This is a genomic window from Variovorax sp. P4_B10, from assembly GCF_056402375.1.
The window spans coordinates 1-20638 of record NZ_JBFUHN010000054.1; the positions used below are offsets into that span (position 1 = coordinate 1).

Sequence of the window (20638 nt, forward strand, 5' to 3'; positions counted from 1 at the left end):
CTCGGCGGCAGGGCGGCCGGCGGCGAGGCGGTGCTGGACATCGGCGCCGCAGGCGGCGGCACCGGCGCCATGGCGGTGCTCGTGTCGGGCTTGCCGGAGGTCAGGCGCAGGCCGATCCAGCAGCCCACCGCCACCAGCGCGATCAACAGAATGCTCACCCATCCCCACGACGGCATGCCCGCGGACTTTCCGGACTTCCCGGCCTTCCCCGCCGGCTTACCGCGGGCGCTGCCGCCCTTCGACGCAGTAGTGCGCGGCGGTGGCGGTGGTGCAGCAGGTTGGGGGTTGGCCTGCACGGCCTCGACGGCAGCCGCGGGGGGCGAAGAAGCGAAGGCCGCTGCACCCGTCGCTTCGAGCGGTGCGGACGCGGGCTCGGGCGCCGAGACTGGCGAGAACGGCGGCGGCGTGAGCGGCGGGGGCGGTGGTGTCGCCGGCACAGGCGCAGCCGGAACGATCACCGTCGGCGCCGCCATGGCATTCACGTAGAGGTCGCCGAGCTTCACCAGCCCCAGTTCGGCCGCGAAGGCCGCCACGGTCTGCGTGCGGTCCTTGCTGTGCACGGCCAGCGTGTGGTCGACCGCCGCACAGAAGCCCGGGCTCAGGTCGCTGCGGTCCATCGAGGACAACGGCACATAGGCGTCCTGCACGCTGCGCACCACCGCCGACGGCGGCGGGTGGCCGGTGACCGCACGGTAGAGCACGGCGCCGAGCGCATAGAGATCGGTCCACGGGCCCTGCAGCAGCGTGTTGTCGTCGGCGTACTGCTCGATCGGCGAGTAGCCCGACTTCACCATCACCGCCACTTCGTCGACGAGGTCGGCAATCGATTTGCGCGCCGCGCCGAAATCGAGCAGCACCGGCAGGTCGTCCTGCTGGATGAAGATGTTGTCGGGTGCGATGTCGCGGTGGAAGCACTGGTTGCGGTGCAGCGTCTCGAGTGCGCCGAGCAGCGGCCCCAGCATGCCGAGCAGCCAGGACTCGGAGATCTTCGACGGCTCTTCCTCGGCCAGCCGGCGCAGCGTGCGGCCCTTGTAGAGCTGGATCGCCATGTAGGCGGTGGAGTTCGACTCCCAGAAGCGATGCACCCGCACCAGCGCCGGATGGCTGAACTGCGCCAGCGTGCGCGCCTCGTTGATGAAGCTGCGCAGGCCCGCCTTGAAGGTGGCCGTGAGCCGCTCGGACCGCACGTGCACGCTGTTGTCGCCCACGCGGCGCGCGAGCATCGAGGGCATGTACTCCTTGATCGCGACCTCGCGCTGCAGCGAATGGTCGTAGGCGCGGTAGACGATGCCGAAGCCGCCTTCGCCGATCACCTCGAGCAGCTCGAATTCGTCCAGCCGATGGCCCGCGCCCAGCGGGTGGGGTTTCTCCTGCGCATCCTGTGTGTTGGCCGGCGGACTGTCGCCGCCGCTGCTGCCGTGCGTCGTCATGCATCTCCTCCTGCTGCGGGGGCCTGGTTTTTCATGCCCATGGCACGTGCCCCTGCGAAAACAATTTCGAGAACAGCGGTGTGTTGAGGCCGCCGCCATGGGCCGCGGTCCGCAACGGTGATCCATCGGCCTGGTTGGTCCACCAGTAGCTGGTGCTGCCGAAGGGATCGAAGCACAGTGGAAGCTCGGGCCAGCCCAGGCGCTGTTGGGCGCTCGCGCCAGCGGCTGTAGGCCCGAGGATCGAAAGGATGTCGTCCGAGCCGCCACTGGCCGTGCGGAAGCCTTCGCGCCCGGCGGCGAGGATCTGGCCGTCGAACTGGTCGGGCGCCACGCCGTGGCGAATGGCCTGCAGCAAGGCGGTGCCGCACTGCCAGTACCAGGAGGCCGAGCCTTCGAGCACCGAAGGCCGGTAGTTCGATGCGGCCACCTGCAAGGTCACGCACACGGGGTAGTAGCGGCCCACACGGTCGCAGCTCGGCGCAATGCAGCCGAACTGCACCGCGTCCACGCCATGCGTCGCGGGAATGGCGAAGTTCCAGACCGGCGCCACCGCGTAGTGGCGCGTCATCGCGTCGGGCCAGCGCTTGAAGCTGCCCAGGCCGTTCTGCATCCAGCGGTCCCACCAGGCCTGCAGTTCGCGCGGCATGCGGCGGTAGAGAAAGTCGCCGGCGGCGGGCAGCTTGCCGTACCAGCCGATCTGCTCGTCGACGGGGACCCAGGCGTGCGGGGGGATGCTGCTGTTCATGTCAAACCCAGGCGGAAGCGTTCAGGGCGCTGCATTCGGGGCGCGTGCACAGGCCACCGGGTACTCCCCTCCGCGAATGTCCCCCGCTTCGCTCCTCCTTTATTTCGCTGCGGGGAGCACCCGGTGCCCTGCGCACGAGGGCACGCTGTGGGTTTGCAGCCGATCAACCAGTGCTCTGAGCGATCACGCTGGCGGTGTGCTCTGCGCAGCGAAATAAAGGAGGAGGCATGCGGCCCTAGGCCGCGCCGGGGGACATTCGCGGAGCAGAGCACACCGTCGGCGGGATCGCGCCCTGAACAACGCACCAAACGCGCAACGCGACGAATCAAAAAGCAAGAGTTCATCCTAAGACTTCCCAGGGCAAGAGAAGCCGCTCATCTGATTGAGCCGCAGCGGGTTGTAGACGCTGTTCGCGGTCACCGCCAGCACTACCTTCTTGCCCTGCAGATCGAAGCTTGCGTTGAACGATTCGGGGGAGCTGCCCGCCGAAATCGAGGCCTTGTCAAAGAGGCGGTGCAGGGCCCACGGCCCTTCGGTCACGATGCCGCCGGCCGGCGTGCCGTTGGCGGTCGTCACCTGCAGCCGCACCTGGTTGCTGTTGCGCGGACCGGGCCACTTGACGGTGCTCGGCGCCTGCGGACCGTGCGCATAGCGCACCGTCTGCCCGTCGACGTCGAGCGTGAACTGGGTGAGGGCGGCGTCCATGTCCTCGGGCCGGAGGTCGATGGTGAACGACGGCGTGCGCCCACCCGCCATGCCCGTGAAGAACACGTCGCGGATCGCCTGCGCCTTCTGGAACGAATCGAGGTAGGCCGAGCGCCCCGCCGCGCTGCCGTCGACGCCGCGCTTGAAGGTCCACGGGTTGACCGAGGTGTCGACCTGCGTGGCGAGGTTCTTCTGGAAGAAGTCGTCCATCATCCCGCCGGGTGCGAAGAGCTGCGCGAAGTCGCCGGCCGCCACGTCGCGCGGGGACCCGCGCGTGAACGGATAGCGCCCCGCGATCGCCTGGTTGCAGAACTGCCCGATGGTCGCTGCCGCGTTCTGGCCGATGTTCTGCCGCGTCACCGCCGCGGCCTTCGACGACGCGGTGGCCGAGAGGTCGTTCAGCATGCCCTGGAACGGCACCGGCAGCCGGCCCGCCTCGGCCTGCACCTTGGTGACTGCATCGCTGGCCGGCGGAATGTTGCCGCTGCGCAGCGCGGTGTCGGTGGCGGTGAGGAAGGTGTAGAGCTCGTTGATGAGCGCGGCCGTCGCGTCGATGGGCGCCAGCCCGCCGGCCTTGGGCGCGGTCACCATGCGCCGCAGCGGCTCGAAGTGGTTGTCGACCAGCGACTCGGGCCGGTCCGGCGCGGCGTTGCGGCGCTGGCTGCCGTCGGGCTGGCCGATGAGCTGCTCGATGCGCTCGCGCGTGCTGGCCACGCGGTTCTGCGCCTGATCGAGCAGGCTGCGCGCGGCTTCGTCGTGGTTGCGCAGCAGGTCGGTCTCGCGCGCCGCGCCGCGGATGAGGCGCGACATCGGCGACTCGCTGGTGGAGAGCACGCGCGTCATCTGGATGCTCTGCAGCAGCGAGCGGCTGTCGGCCAGCCGCACGTCCACCAGGTACTCGTCCCAGACCCGGATGTAGTCGGTGAGGTAGAGGCGCCGCACCTCGCGCAGCAACAGTTCGCGCGAAGTGATGTCGGTGATGCCGGGTGCGCGGATCTGCAGCACCCAGCGGTCTTCCTGTTCGAGCGAGAGCGTGGTCTCGGCCATGCGCTTGTCGAAGATGTCCCAGTAGCCGCGGTAGGTGAACAGCGTCGGGATGCCGTCGGTCAGCGGCTTGTTGCTGGCGCGCCGGATGACGAGCGCCGACTCTGCGCCCGCCGCCTCGGCGATGCTGAAGGCATTGGGCGGGCTGGTCTGCAGGAGGATGCGCCGCAACCGCGCATAGGCGCGCTGCGCCAGCGGTACGCCGGCCAGCCGCTCGCGCGTCTGGGTGATGAGGCGGTCGTCCTTGGCGAAGGGCGAAGCCACCACGCGCCCCGCGAACAGCGCCTTCAGGTGCGATTCGAGGTTGGTGCGCTGCTCGCGCGTGAGCGAGGCGCCGATCTTGCGGTCCACGTCGGTGAGGAGCCATGCCTGCAGGAAGTCGGCGTCGTAGCGCTCGGCGTCGTACAGCATGAGGTAGGCCTTGAGCGCCTCGTAGCTGTATTCGGCATCGGTCTTCGCGGCATCGCGCAGCGACTGCTCGATGCGCTGCGCCGCCTGCGGCAGCAGCACGCTTTCGAGCGCGCGCTGGTAGACGCCATCGGTCGCGGCCTGCAGCTTCTCGCCCTGGTAGAGACCGAAGCGGTGCGACACGGGCGGATCGCCGATGTCGAACTGGCCCGACTTGGGCAGGTCGCGCAGGCGGTCGAGAATCAGCAGCGAGCTCGCGATGTCGCCGCTCGAATCGACCACCGTCGGCAGTTCGCCCCGCGCCGCGGCCTTGTTGAAGGCGCGGGCGTTGTTGTCGACCTCGGCCACGTAGTCCTTGTTGTTGCGCCAGCTGTTCACGCAGGCGCCGAGCAGCACCACCAGCAGCACGCCGATCAGGCTGTAGCCCGCGATGTCGATGGCGCGGCGGCGGCGGTACCAGCGCAGGTTGGTGCCCGCCACGCCCGCATCGCGGAAGATCACCTGCTGCAGCAGTTCCTTCAGGAAGTAGCTCTTGCCCGGACCCGGCGGCGGCGCCGGCGGCGCATTGACCTGCAGGTAGCGCTTGATCGCGCCCATGACGCGGTCGAAGGCCGTGCCTTCCTGCGTGCCGCTCGTGAAGTACACGCCGCGCAGCATCGACGCGGCCTCGAACTTCGACGGGTTGAACACGTCGGCCAGGAAGGTGCCCAGGATGTCCTCGAAGCTCGCGAACTGCTGCGGCAGCAGGTAGGCCTGCGCGCGGCGCATCGGGTCGGGCTCGGCCGCCAGCAACTCGGGCAGGCGCTCGTCCAGGCGCTGGTGCAGCAGCTTGTATTCCTGGTGGAAGCGCTCGCGCAGGTCGGCTTTCGCGGGGCCTGCGCGGTCGGCCGGGTTGGCCTCGATCGGGAAGGTGAAGCCCCAGACCTGCGCGCGCTCGGCGCGGCCCAGCGAGCCGAAGTACTCGTTGAAGCCGGCCAGCAGGTCGGTCTTGGTGACCAGCACGTAGACCGGGAAGTCGATGCCCAGGTCGTTGCGCAGCTCCAGCAGCCGCTTGCGCAGCGCCATCGCGTGGCGGGCGCGCTGCGCGTCGTCGGCCAGCGGCAGGTCGGCGATGCTGATCGTGAGGATCGCACCGTTGATCGGCTGGCGCGGCCTGAACTTCTTGAGCAGGTCGAGAAAGCCCTTCCACTCGCCCTCGTCGGTCTCGCGGTTGCTCTCGTGCGTGGTGTAGCGTCCGGCGGTGTCGATCAGCACCGCCTCGTTGGTGAACCACCAGTCGCAGTTGCGCGTGCCGCCGATGCCGCGCACCGCGGCCTTGCCGAGCTGGTCGGCCAGCGGGAAGTCGAGATCGGAATTGACCAGCGCGGTGGTCTTGCCCGAGCCCGGCGCGCCGATGAAGATGTACCAGGGCAGCTGGTACAGGTACTGCCGGTCGAACACCGAGAAGCGGCTCGCGGGCTTGCCGTCGGCGCCCTGCCCGAAGCGCATGTTCTTCAGGATCGCCGTGGCGTCGGTGAAACCGCTTTGCAGCGCCTTGATCTCGGGCGCGTCTTCGGGCTTGGCCTCTTTCTCTTTCTTCGAAGGCGTGCGCAGCTGGTTGAGCAGCTGCGCATTGAGCCGGCCCTCGCGCCACTTGCGGTAGGCCAGCCGCACCAGCCAGATCGCGAACATCAGCGCAATGACCACGATGCGGACGAACTCGCTTTCGAGCGGACGGTAGCGGCCGACGGCGATGACGGGGCCGATGATCCAGATCAGGAACGCAACGGCCAGCAGGCCGAGGAAGATCCAGAGGTCGCGGCTGACGAGAAAACGGAAGATGGCGCGCAGCATCAGCGTGTTCCCCCCTGCGCTGCGGGAACCCCCGCCACCGGCGCCACCAGCAGCGTGACCTCGACGCGCCGGTTGCGCGCGCGGTTGGCCGGCGAATCGTTGGGCACCAGCGGATCGGCATCGCCGCGGCCTTCGGAACGCAGGCGCTCGGGCCGCGCAATGCGCGTGGCCAGCATCTTCTTGACCGCGTCGGCGCGGGCCTGCGAGAGCTGCCAGTTGGAAGGAAAGCGCACGCTGCGGATCGGCTGGTCGTCGCTGAAGCCGCTGACCAGCACATTGCCCTCGACGGCGTTGAGCGCATCGGCCACCCGGGCGAGCACCGGCGCATAACGGTCGAGTACGCGGTCGGAGCCGGAGGCGAAGAGCCCGTCGCCGCGCAGCACGACCACGCTGCGGTCGGCCTCGTCGCGCACCGTCAGCAGGCCCTCGCGGATCTCGGGCTCGAGAAAGCGCTGCAGGCGCGGCTGCGGCGCGGGCATGACGACCGCGCGCGCCGTCTGCGGCAGGCGCACCGCATTGACGGCGGCGAACGCGCCGTCGGAACGGCCCGCGAGATTGAAGGTGAGCACTGCGAATGCGATGACCAGCAGCACCGCAGCCACAGCGCCCACGGCCCAGACCGGCAGCCAGTTGCGCGTGCGGCGCACCGGCGCGGTTGCGTCCTGCCAGTGCGGCGACAACGGCTGCGCGATTTCACCGCGCGTCTGGCGAATGATCTGCAGCAAGCGCTGCTTGAGTGTTTCGAGCTGCGTGCGGCCGTTGTCGATGACGCGAAAGCGCCCCTCGAAACCCATGGCCAGGCAGAAATAGATCAGCTCGATCAGGTGCAGGTGCTGTTGCGGGTTCTGCACCAGGCGCGACAGCAGCTGGAAGAACTTCTCGCCGCCCCAGGTCTCGTTGTGGAACATCACCAGCAGGCTTTGCGACGACCAGATGCTGCCGCCCCAGGGCGTGAGCGCCGCGGCCTCGTCGACCGCGGTGCACAGGCAGTAGCGCGCGCCGATGATCACCTCCGGCGAGATGCCGCTTTGCTGCGCACGCGTTTCGAAGCGCCGCACTTCGTCGACGAGGTGCTCGCGCAGTTGCGCGGGGGCGCTGTGGTGGCCCGTGGCGCGGATCTGCGGAATCAGGTCGAGCAGCGGATTGGCTGCAGCGACGAGCGGGTTGTTGCCCGCGAGTGCCGTGTCGCCCGCATGCGGACGCCGTGTGTCATGCCATGCGGTGAAGGATTCGGGTTGCTGGCCCAGGCCGCGCGGCGCGGAAGACACGCCGCCCGGATCGCCGTTGCCGCCGCCCGGGTTCGGTGGCACGAAGCCTCCCGGTCCGACGGCCATGTCGTTCACGCCATTCATAGGGTCCCTCACGGACGGATGGCCCAGAACTCCATGGCCAGCCCCGGAAAGTCACCGGCCAGGTGCATGGCGACGCCGCCCGATTTTTCGAGCTGGCGCCACATGTCGCCGCTCTTGTCGAGTTCGAAGTAGTGGTAGCCCGCGTTGTACGGAATCTGCCGCGGCGCCACCGGCAGCGGCCGCACGACCACGCCGGGCAGCTGAAGCTGCACGAGGTCGCGGATGCGCTCGACCGAACCGATCTTGACCTGCGTCGGAAAGCGCTGCTGGATCGCATCGGCCGGCAGGTCGGCATGCACCGCAAGCACGAAGCCTGCGTTGCGCACCAGCACCGGGTCGGGCATGCGGCCCACGCGCACGCCGTGGCTGCGCTCCTCGAGTTCGATGGCGATCGCGCTCTGCTCGAGCACGGCCGACAGCGAACGCCGCAGCTCTTCCATCAACGGGCGAATGCTCTCGTTGAGGTTGTCGTGGTCGTACACCGGCCACAGCACCGGACGGCGCGTGGGCGAGGTGTGCGTGGCGAGATGACAGGCCAGCTTGAGCCAGTCGATGAACAGCTGCTCCGGGTGCACCTGCACCGCCTGCTGCGCATGCCAGGTGAGCGCGAGATAGCGGTTGACCAGCTCGAGCAGCAGGAAGTCGGAGACCTCGCTCACACCGCCGCGGCCCGGCTGCGAGAGCCGCGAGGCCAGCGCCTCGGAGCGTTGCGTGAGCAGGCCATGCAGCTCGGCGATCATGCTTCGCAGCATCGCGTGCGCCGAGGCATCGAGCACCGGCGGGATGTAGTTGGCATCGACCACCAGCTTGTGGTCGGTGCGCCGCTCGATCACGCGCACCGCGCCGATGGCCTGCCACTCCGCGGTGAGCGACGAAGCGCGCGCAAGACGCAGGCGCGGCGCCGCGAGCTGCAGCACCGCCGGGCCGAGGGCCACGGCATTGCCGTCGGTTACCTCGCGCTCGATCACGCCGAAGCGCGCGGCCGAACCTTCGTCTTCGGCAAAGATGACCTCTTCGCTGCCGGGCCTGCGCAGCGGCAGCGCGAGCACGATGAGCTCGTCGGTCAGGTCGCTGGGCACTTCATAAGGCGGCGGCGCATCTTCCGCGCCGAAGGAGAACGGCGTGCCGTCGGGCAGCACGCCGGCACCGCCGAGCAGCGACACGCGGCCGAGCGCATAGGCATCGCGGTCGATGTCGAGGTGCAGCCATCCCCAGTACGCGCCTTGCAGACCCGCGGCGCGGCGGGTCACGTATTGCTCGACGTAGCGCTCGAGTTGCTGGAAATGCTGTGGCCGCAGGTACATGCCTTCGGACCACACCACGCGATTCGCCAATGCCTGCGGATGGGCGCCCTGTCGTGCGGAGCCCGGGTTGCGAACAGTCACCAAAGAACCTCCTGGGGGGTGCTCACACTGGAGCGGGAGATGCGTTGGCAAACGGCCTCCCGGTCCATCGGTTTTGCTCCGATGCTACACGCCGCTTCTTACGTTTTGCACCGCATTTCGCACACGAATTTCTCGCACTTTCGCACTACCGCCCGATGAAATTAACGACTTGGTAGTAACTCGATGCCCGTCTTGCGGATGGCGATGTGCACCGCCTGCTCGCTCGGCGAAAACTGCCACACCTTGTACAGATTGGTTTGCTTCGGTTCCTTGAGCGGCAGCACGATGCGCCACCGTGCGGCCTCCAGCTTGCGATAGCCCGCAATGATGCCGATGGAACGCGAATCGAGGCCTGCCTCGCGTTTGAAGACACGCTCTTCGCCGCTGCGCATGATGGCCTGGTCCGCGTTCACGAGCTCGGTTGAAAGCGTCTCGCGGTCGCGGTCCTGTAGTGCAAAGTAGTCTGCGGTTTCAAAGTTACCGGAAGATTTCAGTTCGAAGACTTTGACGAGAATCGGTGCCGCCTGGCCGCGTCCGTCGGGATTGACGCCATCGTCGATCCGGATGGTGACGGCATAAGGCGTGGGCATCGACTTCGCCGTCGATGCGCATCCACTGAGGCCCGCAAACAACGGTGTGGTTGCAAGTGCGCCTTGAAGCAAGGTTCGTCGATGCATGAGATCTCCCTCGGAGGTTCGCGGCCTATATTATCGAAGTCCGTGCGCACGAACGACGTCGCATCGTGTGCCTGTCGCATCACAGCGGCACACTATCTCAAGCATTGCCGTTCATTGCCTTTTGCGAGGTAGGAGAGAAGATTGAAGTCATGTCTGCCTGCTCTGGCGTTCGCGCTTTTTCTGGTCACCGGGTGCACCACCACGCCACCGCCCGAGCCGCCGCAACCCGAGCGGCTGAGCCAGCAGGTGGCGCGCACGACGCTCGAGCGCGCGCAACAGGCGTATGACGAAGGCGACTACGCCAAGGCCATCACCACGCTCAAGAGCGGCGGCGTGTCGGTGTTCGAAGGCGCCGAGCCCGCCACGCGCCTCAGCGCGATGAAGCTCGAGGCGTTCAGCTACTGCGTGGCCAACCAGATCCCCGAGTGCCGCACGCAATTCCGCAGGATCCTCGATGCATTCCCGAACTTCGACCTGAGCGTCGCGGAGCGCAAGCATCCGGTCTGGGGCCCCGCCTTCGAGGCCGCCAGGCGTTTGAAGCGTTGACCATTCCCGTCGAAGATCGACGCGCGACTTGAACATGGAGGTGCCATGCGTTGGACGGTGATCGAACATGCCGGCAGACCGGTAGCTTCTGGCCCTTCGGCACTGCTCGCGGCCCCCGGAGGAACGATCGGCCGCAGCCCCGACAACCACCTCGTGCTGCCCGACGAGCAGCGACAGATCTCGCGCCTGCAAGCCACCGTGCGCTTCGACGAAGACGGCGTGGCTGTGGTGCGCAACATGAGCGCGGTGCTGCCCATCAGCGTCAACGGGCGCACGCTGCGCCACGAAGAAGAGTCGCCCGTCGCTGACGGCGACCGCGTGGCCATCGGCAGCTATCTGCTGGAGGCTGCGAGTGCGCAGCGTGCGGCGAACGTCGCGGCGGAAGTGCCACCGCCTTCGCCGCCACCGCCATCACCTCCACCACCGCCGATCGATGTGCCGGCAACGCTGCATCCGCCTGCAGCGCAGGCGAGTGCGATGGATGCGCTGCTGCCGGATGCACCGGCTTCCGATGTGTTCTCGGACCTGTTCGGCGCGGGCGCCCTGCCCATCGGCGATGCGCCGCCGACGACCGTGGCGATACCTGCACCGACGCCGGCACCTGTGCCTCCGCCAGTCTCTGCGCCACCGCCCCCCTCCAGGGAGCAGTTCGCTGCGCCGGCCGTCACGCCCGCACCACCAACGGCGTTCGCAAAGACGGCTGCATCGCAGATCCCTTCCGCGGCCGATTGGGACGCCATCCTCGCCAACGCGCCGCGCCGCGTCGACAGCACGCCGGCGCCGATGCCAGACCCCTTGGCGCACGAGCCCTTCGACCTGCCGTCGCAGGCACGAAGGAACCCCGTCGATCCGCTCGCGGAACTGAACCCGGGTGCGGCAAACGACATGTCCGACATCGCGCTCAAGCGCGGCATGGACCCGCTGTCGTTCTTCGCCGCCGACAGCAACGCGCCCTCGCCGCTCTCCGATCCACGCCCCACCGCGCTGACCCACGAGGACCCCCTCAGTGACAGGCATCCGGCCCTCGACCTGCTGGGCAAGCCGCCTGCCGTGCAGGGGTACAGCCATTCGAACCATGCGCGGGAAGTGGGGGCGCAGTTCAGGCCGCCGAATCCGGTGGCGTTCGATGCGCCTGTGGCGAAGCCGGTGGAGGTGGAGGCGAGTCCACCGCCTGAGCCACCGGCTTCGCCGCCGCCACCTCCATCGCCGCCTCCTGCAACACCGGCGCCGACGCCGATCGAACAGCAAACTCCCGCCATTGCGCCACCGACCGCGGTCGCACCCGCGGAGGTCGTTCCGCCGGCCGAAATCGCACCACCGGAACCGGTCGAGCCCGAGCCCGAGCAGGACCCAACACCCATTGCGCCTTCCGCAGTTGCCGCGGCGCTCCCGCCCACATCGGTTTCCTCATCGCCGGCCTCTTCGGACGCGCTCTTCAAGGCTTTTCTCGAAGGCGCGGGCGTGCCCGACATAGCCGGCCAGCAGCCGCTGGATGCAGAAGCCATGCGCCGCCTCGGCCGGCTGATGCGCGCGTTCACCGACGGCACCATCGAGCTGCTGTCGTCGCGCGCGATGCTCAAGCGCGAAGTGCGCGCCGAGATCACGATGATCGTCGACGAGGAAAACAACCCCTTCAAGATCCTTCCCAACGGCCGCGCGGTGCTGATGCAGATGTTCGGCGCGCGCATGCCCGGCTTCCTGGCGCCCGAAGCCGCCGTGCACGATGCGCTCGGCGATCTGCAATCGCACCAGCTCGGCATGGTGGCCGGCATGCGCGCCGCGCTGCTCACCGTGCTGCAGCGCTTCGATCCCGCCACGCTGAACCGCACCACGCCGCACGACGGCAGCCTCAGCGAAAAAATGCTGCCCGGCGGACGCGAGGCGCGCCTGTGGCGCCAGCTGCGGCAGCTGCATGCGGAAACGACCGCGGCCGTCGAGGACGATTTCCAGGCCGTCTTCGGCCGCGCGTTCCAGCAGGCCTACGACAGGGAGATGGAACGCTTGAAGGAGGCGCGCCGTGCTTGAAGCCACCCGCGCCTTCACGGTGCCCATTTCGACCTCGCAGTTCTCCTGCGTGGGCGAACGCTCCGGCAACCAGGACGCCATCGGCTACCACCTCGACGAGCACAACGCGTGCTTCGTCGTGAGCGACGGTGTCGGCGGCAACGCGGGCGGCGAGCTGGCCGCGCGCATCGCGGTCGACACCGCGCTCAACACCTTCGTCGCCAACCCGTCGGTCGCGGCCGAGGACATCCGGGACGCCGTGAAGAAGGCGAACGACGCCATCCTCGCCAGGCAGCGGGAACTCGCCGACCAGAGCAGGATGAGCGCGACCATCGTCTCCCTGTTCGTGGACCGCGCCACCGGCCAGGCCTGCTGGGCCCATGTGGGCGACAGCCGCCTCTACTGGTTCCGCCGCGGTGCGTTGATGCAGCGCACCGAAGACCACAGCCTGTCGGAACGTTCCGGCGAAGCCGCCTTGGGCAACGGTGCCAACGGCGGCGAACGCCTCGTCAAGACCAATCTTCTGTACCGCGCGCTCGGTGCGCGCGCCACCGCGGAGACCACGGTGGCGACGCCGCAGCGTCTCGCCGATGGCGATGCCTTCCTGCTGTGCACCGACGGCCTGTGGCAGCTGATCTCGCAGCAGGTGATGGAGCGCTCGCTGCAGCTCGCGGACAGCGCCGAGGAATGGCTCGCGCTGCTGCGCCGCGCGGCCGAAGCCAAGGCCGACGAGTCGCGCGACAACTACTCGGCGCTGGCGGTGTGGGTGGGGTTTCCGCAGCAGGTGACGCTGGCGGGGATGGCGGCGCCGCGCCCATCCGCCTGACACCGGCCTGCGCCGGATCGAAGGTTTTTCAAGCTGCGAGCAGCAGCACCTTGAACTGACTCGGCACGATCCGCATGCCCACCATGTTGCAGCGGTTCTGCATCGTGATGCTGGTCACGCGGGTGGCCGGCGTGCCCTTGAGCAGCACCGTGAACGCACCGGTGAGGTGACGCGATTGCTGCATGAAGGTCTGCGACACCACGCCCCCCAGCGCCCCGGGCTGGTCGCCCAGCGTGATGGGCGTGGTGGTCGCCATGTTGTGGGCCGGCATCGCCATGAAGAGGATATTCCAGGCGTTCGGCACGGCCATCGGCCCGAGGGCCATGTTCGGAAAGGGAATGGGCACCGGTGTGCGACACACGTCCGGGAAGGCCAGATCCATGCCCATCAGCTGGCAGTTTGCAAACATCGTTGAAGCTCCGTGTCAGCCCATGTGGATCTGCGAGGCGTCGACCTTGACCAGCTCCTTGCCGGTCACCATCGTGTGCTGGCCATGGATGCGCACCGTCTGCGTGGCCTTGCAGTCGAGGTGGCCGACGCGGGACTGATCGACTTCTTCCACCATGCGCAGCGCGTTGCGCGCCATCTGCACGATGCGGTCGGCAACGGTCTCGAACACCTTGCCGACCAGCCGCGTGCGGCCCACCGTCGCATCGACGGAGCGGGCCGTGACGTTCAGCTGGTCCACGCGGCAATCGCCCTCGTCGGCCTGCAGTGCCCACCGGGCGCCTTGCATGTCCAGCGTTGCGCCGCTTCGCAGGCTCAAGTTGCCCGCACTCTCGATCGATACCGTGCCCGCAGGGCCACCGAGCCTGATGTCGCCGGGGGCGTCGATGCGACTCGTGGCGGGGTCGGCCTGTTCGATCACCGCAATCAGGTAGACCCGATAGCGGTCCGGCCCCGAGAGAAGCACCGTGTCACCCTGCTCCGGCTTGAGCAGGCAGCTCGCCGCCCGCCGGCACACCCAGACGAGGCCCTCGTCGTCTTCGACGCCCAGCTGCCCGTCGGGCATGAGGGCTGTCAGCCGTCCGATGAAATGAACCGGCGTCGATTCGGCCGGAGCCGAGCGCAGCGGAACGACATTCATGATGATTCCCTTCTTGGCGTTGATCAGTTGTGCATGGCTTGGCCACTCACGCGGAGTCGGACCAGGCTTGCGCCTTGTGCAGTTCGGGGTCGTTTTCTATGATGCCACCGCGTGAGGAAAAGCGGGTCCCCTGCTGGATGGCTCGATGAAAGCGCGTACGAAAAAAGTGCGCGCCGCTCATGTCGGCATCGCTGAGGTCCGCATACGAAAAATCGGCATCCTGCAAATCGGCGCGACGGAAAAGCGCCCTGTTCGCGCGAGCGCGATGGAACACGCTCAGCGGCAGAAAAGCATCGTCGAACGCGGTGTCCTGCAGCTTCGCGTCGACCCAGATCGACTGCTCGAAGCGCGCGCCCCTGCAATTCGCCCCGCCCAGGTCGGCTTCGGCAAAGATCGTCTGCGTTGCCGCCGCACCCGAGAAGTCCGCGTTGCGCAGCGACGCTCCCTTGAAGTTGCTCTGCGTGAGCGTCGCGTTGCGGAAGTCGGCCCCATCGAGCGTGCTGTCGGTGAACTGGCATCGCTGCAGCGTCAGGCCCGCGAAGACCTGGCGCGTGAGGTCGCACGCCAGGAACACCACGCTGTCGGCCTGCATGCCGGCAAAGGCCGCGGTCGTGAGGTCGAGCTTGTACATGGTGACGAAGCTCAGCACAGCGCCGGTGAAATCGATCTGCGCGAGCTTTGACTCGGCCACCGTGGCCCGGTCCATGCGCAGCATGGCGAGCCGGGTCTGCGTGAGGTCCGAGCGGAAGAAGGTCGCGCGGTCGAGGTTGGCGCCGGACAAGTCGGCCTGTTGCAGGTGCGATTCGACGAACGATGCCTCCTCGAGCGTGGCCTGTGAGAAATCGGCGCGCTCCAGCCGGCAGCGGTAGAACTGCACCTTTCCGGCAATGCTGCGCGAGAAGTCGCATTCGCCCATCCGGCAATGCGAGATCACGCTGCCCGCGAGGTTCGCCCCCTGGAAGCTGGCGCCCGTGAAATCGACGTTGTCCCAGAGCGCGCCCGACAGGTCGAGGCCGCGAAGGTCCCAGCCGCGGCACTCGACGCCCCGGATCTGGACGCCGTGCCGCACATGGTCGAGCAATTCGTCGCGCGTCATGGTGCCGGTGCTTCCGCGGGGCGCGCCGGCCATACCTTGGCATGCCGGGTGTAGGCGCCGTCCAGCAGCGTGGTGCCGTCGATGAGGGCCTGCGAGACATCGGTGCGGAAGAGATTCGCACCGCGCAGATCGCAATGGGTGAGCACCGCCTTCGACAGGTTCGCATCGATGAAGCTGGCGGCGCGCAAGGAGGCGCGCGTGAAGTCGGCGCGCACGAACAGGCTCTCGCCGGCCGAAAGGCCATCCAGCTTCGCGTCGCTGAAGTCGCACTCGGAAAAATCGCAGGTCTCCAGGCGCGCCCCGCCCAGGTCCGCCGCCACCAGCGGCATGCCGCGCATGCCACATTGCTTCAACCTTGCACTGTTGAACCGCACACCGGACAGAGAGCTGCCCTGCACCACGCTGCAGGCGTCCAGCGTCGCGTCGGAAAAATCCACCGAGCTGTCGAACGTGACCGCCACGAATCCGCAGCGCGTCAGCTGCGCACCGGCAAAAGACACGCGATGCACCTGGCATTCGATCCAGACCACCTGCAGCATCTCGGCCTCGCCGAAGTGCAGGTCCTCCAGCGCCATCCGCAGCAGGGCCACCTGGTGCCAGTGCGAGCCGCGGAAGTCGCAGCGCGCGAACGACGCCTCGTGCAGCTGCACCTGGTCCATGCGCACGCCGGTCATGCGGCAATCGGCGAACCGCGCACCGTCGGCGTGCACCTCCCGCAGGCTCGCGCCGTCGAGGTTGACGCGCTCGAAGCGGGCACCGCCGATGTTGGCCTCGTCCAGCCGGGCGCGGGCGAGGCTCGCATCCATGAGGTTGGCGCGCGCGAGAACCGCTTGCGAGAAATTGCAGTCGTCGAGTTGCGCGCCCGCCAGGTTCGCGTCCGTCAGCATGGCCTGCGAGAAATCGGCGCCGCGCAGGTCCATGCCGGACAGGTCGGCGCCGATCAGGCTCATGTGCGCGAACCTGCGCTGCCCGGGTTCGGCCGCCGACAGCCGCCGGCGCAGCTTGGCGCTTCGGAAGCTCGGCATTGCGGGCGCCGCGCCGCCGAAATGCGCCGAGTGCAGGTATCCGAGGCGCATCAACGGATCGGCGGGCACCGCCGGTGCGTCCGCGTCGTCGGTGCCGTCGGCTTCGGTCTCGGGCTCGCTGTTGTCCGGGCTCGTCTGGTCGTAGCGGTCACCCGGCTTCATCTCGCGCTGGATCTGTTGCGGATCGGGCATCACTGGCTGTGCGCGCGCCGCCGACCCGGCGGCACCTTCCGGCAAGGCATTCCGCTCGGCCTCGATGCGCTCAGACTCCTTCTGGAGCCGATCCCGCGTCTCCACGGCCGAGGCTTCGGCCCGCTCGAGGTACTCGGGCAGGTCATCGAAGTCCGGAATCGCTTCGGGCTCCCAGGGCGCCTCCAGGTACTGGTCGGGGTCGAGGCCACGCGCCAGCAGGTCCGCGCGGCGTGTTTCGCGGTCGCGCAACAGGCCGGCGCGCATGTTGCGCGGCAGGGGCTCGGCCATCGTGTCGGGCAGCTGCATCTGGCGCCAGTCCCCGAGGATCGAGCGGGGCACGAGGTCGCTGTCGCGCAGCACATGCACCGCAGCCTTTTCCGGATCGATCCGCTTGAGAAGAACCTCGCGGTAGTGCGCCTGCGGGCGCGGCCCATCCCGCAGCTCGAGCACCGGCATGATGTGTTTGACGTCGGCGGCGTCGTCCTCGCGCACGGCCGTCGAGCCGTGCCAGATCAGGATCACGCGCTCGCGGTCGGGGAAGAACCAGGCGGTGCTCAGTTGCAGCGGCACCGCCCTGAGCGTCTGGGCATCGTCCGAGAAGCTGACGTGGCAGACCGCGTTCCAGTCGGGAAGATGGCCTCGCATGACGGGAATCCGCGGATGCATGTTCCACAGTTCGTACGCCGCGCCCGGCGGCAATGCGCTGCGGCCGGGCCAGCGCTGGTCCTCCGGCGCCGCATTGAAGAAGCGCCAGTCCATGTCGTCGGCGAAGCCGGGATAGCCGTTTTCCAGCCACGCGTTGTCGTACTGGCGGCCCATGTGCGCCATGCGCTGCGGCCAGTCCGGCAGGTAGCCGCAAAGCGCCGCCGGGCTGTCGCGCTGCTCGCGGTCGGCAAGTCGATGGGAGGCCTGTCCGAGGTGGGGCAGCCGGCGCGTGCGCACGCCGTTGACGACCTCTTCCTGCGCACCGATGCCCAACGGGTTCTGCGCGAACCCGGGCCCCCCGTAGGCGTGCCGCCAATCCAGCGGCATCTGCTCGAAGGGCAAGGGGGCCGTCGATCGCCCGTCGAGCCAGTAGCGGTCGCCGGACACCAGCAGCGACTTCTCGAGCGTGTCCACCCGCAAGCGCACTGCGCACTGCGCCTTCTCGGTCTGGTGGCAGGTATAGGCGAAGCCGCTGGCCAGCACCTCGGCCTCGGCCTTGGGCATGCCGAGGTCCAGCACGCTGCCAGGGTCGAGCACCTCACTCACCATCTGCCAGAGCTCCTGCTCCGGTTGCAGCTGCGGGTCTGCCTTCAGGCTGACCAGGGCGAGCGAGGCGACGCCCAGATGGTTGCTGCCCTTCCAGCGGTAGGGGCGCGTCAGCAGGCTGAGTCGGAATGGCTTGACGATTTTCAACGGCGATGATCGATCAGGAAGGAGAAGGGGAGCGGGATGCGGCGGCCGGAAAGATCACGGCGGTTTGCGACGGACGGTCCGACGCATAGCGGACTTCGACCGTGCAACCGATGCCGTACAGGGTGAGCTCGTTGAGCGGCACGACCTTGTGCAGTCGTGCGCTGTGCTGGACGCCGGCCGCATCCCGGAACGCCACGGTGAACGTGATCAGGGGACTGCGATCGCTGTAGCTTCCGCCCATCTCGCTCGCCACGATCACACCGTCCGCCCGTCCGTCGAGCGTGTGACTCGCCGCCTCGCGGCGCGAGGCCTGAAAGAGGTCCCATCCACCGCACAGGAGGAATGACCCGACCAGCATCAGGGCGATGCACCCCCCCATCTGGCGCACGCTCATGCCGCCGGCGAGCACGACCATCGGCACCACGCCCACCGCGAACAGGACCGCACCCAACCATTTCATCAAAAGGGACAGCGATGCGGCGCCGGTCATGTGCAAAGGAACAGGCCCTTGATCATGGTCTTGAATGGCCCGATCGTGATCTTGGCGCCAGTACCGAAGTTGAGCGCCTGGTTCGACAGCCTGTACACCTTCCAGTCGAAGCTGGCACCGCCAATGTTGGTGCTGACGGCGTTGATGGTCTCGGACAGCGACGCAAAAGTGAAGGAGTTCGCGTAGGTGATGGAAAACGAGAGCGGCGTCTTCGAGGTGATCGAAGTCTCAGCCTCCGTCGTGATCGTGCTGCCCGCGTGCGTGTGCAGCGAATTCGTGTAGCTGACGTCCTTGTGGTCGGAGTGCAGGCTGATCGTTTTGGCATTGACGTTGAACTGCGTGGGCGTGTAGATGTCCACGTCGGCGTTCACGCTCTGCATCTTCAGCTTTCCGGCGGTGGTGATGAGCATGTTGCCGACGGAACCGATGGTCTCGGTGCCGCCCACCGTGCGCATGCTGTTGTCCTGCACGTAGTACTGCTCGCTGCCCAGCACCGAGACGTTCTTGCCGTTGGATTTCTCGGTGTACAGCCCCACCACCGTGGTGGTCTGCGGACCGTTGACGGTCTCCTTCAGCGAGTCGCCGATCGTGCGGGTCTCGCCCGTGTCGACCGTTTCGGTGCGCTTGCCGGTGACATGGATCGTCTGATTCCCGATGACATCGACCTGCTGGTTGCCGCCATCCACCTTGATGAACTGGTCGCCGCCGTTGACGGTGATCTTCTGCGGCCCGCCCTTGTTGACCGTCACGGTGTGCGGTCCGTTGATCGTCTCGTCCAGCGAGGTGTCGGTGGTGTAGTTGTCCGCGCCCACGATCGTCGTGGTTCTCTTTCCTGCGACGGTGTCCGTCTCGTCGGCCTCCACGTCGATCTCGAAATCCTTCTCGGCATGGATGCGCACCAACTCCCGGCCCGGCGCATCGTCCAGGATGAACTCGTTGGCATTCGCCGGTGTTCCGTCCTGGCTGCGGCTCACGAAGCCGCTCACCGTCACCTGCGCGGGCAGCTCCAGCGGCGGCATCTGGTCGGAGTTGTAGACGCGGCCGATGATGATGGGCCGGTCGGGATGGCCACCGATGAAATCGACGATCACCTCCTGGCCCTTGCGCGGATGATTGACCGCGCCGTAGTTCGAGCCGGCCCAGGCGCTGGAGACGCGCACCCAGCACGAGCTGTTCTCGTCGTTCTTGCCATAGCGGTCCCAGCGGAACTGCACCTTGACGCGGCCGTACTGGTCGACCCAGTATTCCTGCCCCGCCTTGCCGACCACGGTGGCGGTCTGCGGTCCGTTGGTGCGGGTCATCGGCGTCACGCGCGGCGCACGGAACGCGTACGAGGTCGGCTGCACCGCGAAGTCGAAGCTGTACGAGCTGTCGGCCCCGCCACTCGCGTAGCCGCCTTCGCGCAGCGCGTAGGACACCGACACGATCAGGTATTCGCGGTTGTCGTCCTGCCGCGGACAGTTCTGCATGGTGAAGCGGTAGCCCGGCGCCATGCCGCGCACGCTGGAATGGCCGACGTCGCGCTCGGCCTGCGACTGCGCTTCCTCGAGCCGGATGCGCGAGTAGTGCTCGCCCTGCTCGGCCTCGCTGAAGCCGCCGAGCCACTCGTAGATCTCGTAGGTGTCGTGGGCGTTTCCGCGCGGCTGGCTGCGCATGCTCAGCAGGTCGGCCTTCGACTTCTTGAAGTCGTAGTCGTCCACCACGTAGGTGCCGGGACGGATTTCCTCGGTCACCTGCCACTGGTCGATCACCTCCTGGAACGGGTCCGGGTCGCGGTCGGTCGCGAGGTAGCTGATCTTCGGATAGACCGGCAGGGTCTCGTGCGCGGCCATGTCGTCGGCGAGCACCAGCGTGTGCTGGTTCTTTTCGTGCTTGAAGTAGTAGTAGATGCCCTCGTGCTCCATCAACCGGCTCACGAAGGCGAAGTCGGTCTCCTGGTACTGCACGCAGTACTCCCACTGGCGGTAGGTTCCGCTGAGCTTCTTCTCGAACGCGAAGCTGTAGTCGCCGAACACCTCTTCGAGGATGTCGACGACCGACTTGTTCTGGAAGATCTTGCAGTCGCTGGTGCGCGTCAGATACCAGAGCCAGGGACGGACCGTGGCGCGGTAGACGATGTAGCGCGACGTGYCGCCTTCCTTGCCGATCATCGTGAACCGGACGATCTGTCCGTTCAGGAAGCGGGGCTGGCCGGCCGTCATGATTTCGAGCGTCAGCGGCTTGCCCAGCACCGATTTCATGTCGATCGACACGCTCGGGCTCAGCAGCTCGACCTCGAATTCGAACAGCTGCGACAGCCCCTCGGTGCCGTACATCGAGCGGAACAGGAGCTGGTCTTCGCCGAGGGGCGTATGGGCTTTGATGACTCGTGCCATGGCGTACTCGCTTTCTTCGC

General features: G+C 67.6%; 15 protein-coding genes. 3 read left to right on the plus strand and 12 right to left on the minus strand.

Going from position 1 to position 20638, the window contains the following annotated elements; genetic code table 11:
• From AC1DXX_RS22595 to tssJ, 6 genes are all read right to left on the minus strand, one after another.
• On the minus strand, positions 1–1430 hold a 1430-nt coding region (locus AC1DXX_RS22595; RefSeq protein ID WP_478136453.1), incomplete at its 3' end, for a serine/threonine-protein kinase.
• Between the two features lie 31 nt (positions 1431–1461).
• The gene (gene tagF / locus AC1DXX_RS22600) at positions 1462–2175 is read right to left on the minus strand and encodes a type VI secretion system-associated protein TagF (RefSeq protein ID WP_478136454.1); all 714 of its coding nucleotides are present in this window, start codon (positions 2173–2175) and stop codon (positions 1462–1464) included.
• Between the two features lie 345 nt (positions 2176–2520).
• Positions 2521–6165 (minus strand): type VI secretion system membrane subunit TssM, encoded by a 3645-nt coding sequence (tssM, locus tag AC1DXX_RS22605; protein WP_478136455.1) that lies wholly within the window; start codon positions 6163–6165, stop codon positions 2521–2523.
• Positions 6165–7517 carry a DotU family type VI secretion system protein gene (locus AC1DXX_RS22610; protein WP_478136456.1) on the minus strand — a complete coding sequence of 451 codons (1353 nt, stop codon included), beginning with the start codon at positions 7515–7517 and terminating at the stop codon, positions 6165–6167. Before AC1DXX_RS22610 ends, tssM begins: the two co-directional genes overlap by 1 nt.
• An 8-nt stretch (positions 7518–7525) precedes the next feature.
• Positions 7526–8905: a type VI secretion system baseplate subunit TssK gene (gene tssK / locus AC1DXX_RS22615; protein ID WP_478136457.1), complete on the minus strand. Its 1380-nt coding sequence runs from the start codon at positions 8903–8905 to the stop codon at positions 7526–7528.
• 158 nt (positions 8906–9063) lie between these two features.
• On the minus strand, positions 9064–9579 hold the full coding sequence (gene tssJ, locus AC1DXX_RS22620; protein ID WP_478136458.1) for a type VI secretion system lipoprotein TssJ: 516 nt from the start codon (positions 9577–9579) through the stop codon (positions 9064–9066).
• Between the two features lie 141 nt (positions 9580–9720).
• On the opposite strand from tssJ, the gene AC1DXX_RS22625 reads away from it, so the two are divergent.
• From AC1DXX_RS22625 to AC1DXX_RS22635, 3 genes are read left to right on the plus strand one after another with little or no spacing between them, the layout of a single operon-like run.
• Complete coding sequence (locus AC1DXX_RS22625; RefSeq protein ID WP_478136459.1) at positions 9721–10125, plus strand: TssQ family T6SS-associated lipoprotein; 405 nt, start codon at positions 9721–9723, stop codon at positions 10123–10125.
• Positions 10126–10170: 45 nt separating this feature from the next.
• On the plus strand, positions 10171–12150 hold the full coding sequence (tagH, locus tag AC1DXX_RS22630) for a type VI secretion system-associated FHA domain protein TagH (RefSeq protein WP_478136460.1): 1980 nt from the start codon (positions 10171–10173) through the stop codon (positions 12148–12150).
• Positions 12143–12955: a PP2C family protein-serine/threonine phosphatase gene (locus AC1DXX_RS22635; protein ID WP_478136461.1), complete on the plus strand. Its 813-nt coding sequence runs from the start codon at positions 12143–12145 to the stop codon at positions 12953–12955. Before tagH ends, AC1DXX_RS22635 begins: the two co-directional genes overlap by 8 nt.
• Before the next feature lie 28 nt (positions 12956–12983).
• Here AC1DXX_RS22635 and AC1DXX_RS22640 read toward each other — a convergent pair whose 3' ends face one another.
• From AC1DXX_RS22640 to AC1DXX_RS22665, 6 genes are read right to left on the minus strand one after another with little or no spacing between them, the layout of a single operon-like run.
• A complete protein-coding gene (locus AC1DXX_RS22640) occupies positions 12984–13364 on the minus strand; it encodes a DUF4150 domain-containing protein (RefSeq protein ID WP_478136462.1) in 381 nt (126 codons plus the stop codon).
• Between the two features lie 15 nt (positions 13365–13379).
• Positions 13380–14042, minus strand: coding sequence for a DUF3540 domain-containing protein (locus AC1DXX_RS22645; protein ID WP_478136463.1), 663 nt, complete (start codon positions 14040–14042; stop codon positions 13380–13382).
• 46 nt (positions 14043–14088) lie between these two features.
• On the minus strand, positions 14089–15138 hold the full coding sequence (locus AC1DXX_RS22650; protein ID WP_478136464.1) for a pentapeptide repeat-containing protein: 1050 nt from the start codon (positions 15136–15138) through the stop codon (positions 14089–14091).
• Positions 15135–17753: a DUF2169 family type VI secretion system accessory protein gene (locus AC1DXX_RS22655; RefSeq protein ID WP_478136465.1), complete on the minus strand. Its 2619-nt coding sequence runs from the start codon at positions 17751–17753 to the stop codon at positions 15135–15137. The genes AC1DXX_RS22650 and AC1DXX_RS22655 overlap by 4 nt, the downstream gene beginning before the upstream one ends.
• A gap of 13 nt (positions 17754–17766) precedes the next feature.
• Complete coding sequence (locus AC1DXX_RS22660) at positions 17767–18243, minus strand: hypothetical protein (protein WP_478136466.1); 477 nt, start codon at positions 18241–18243, stop codon at positions 17767–17769.
• Positions 18240–20618, minus strand: a complete 2379-nt coding sequence (locus AC1DXX_RS22665) for a type VI secretion system Vgr family protein (protein ID WP_478136467.1) — start codon at positions 20616–20618, stop codon at positions 18240–18242. Before AC1DXX_RS22665 ends, AC1DXX_RS22660 begins: the two co-directional genes overlap by 4 nt.
• Between the last annotated feature and the right edge of the window lie 20 nt (positions 20619–20638).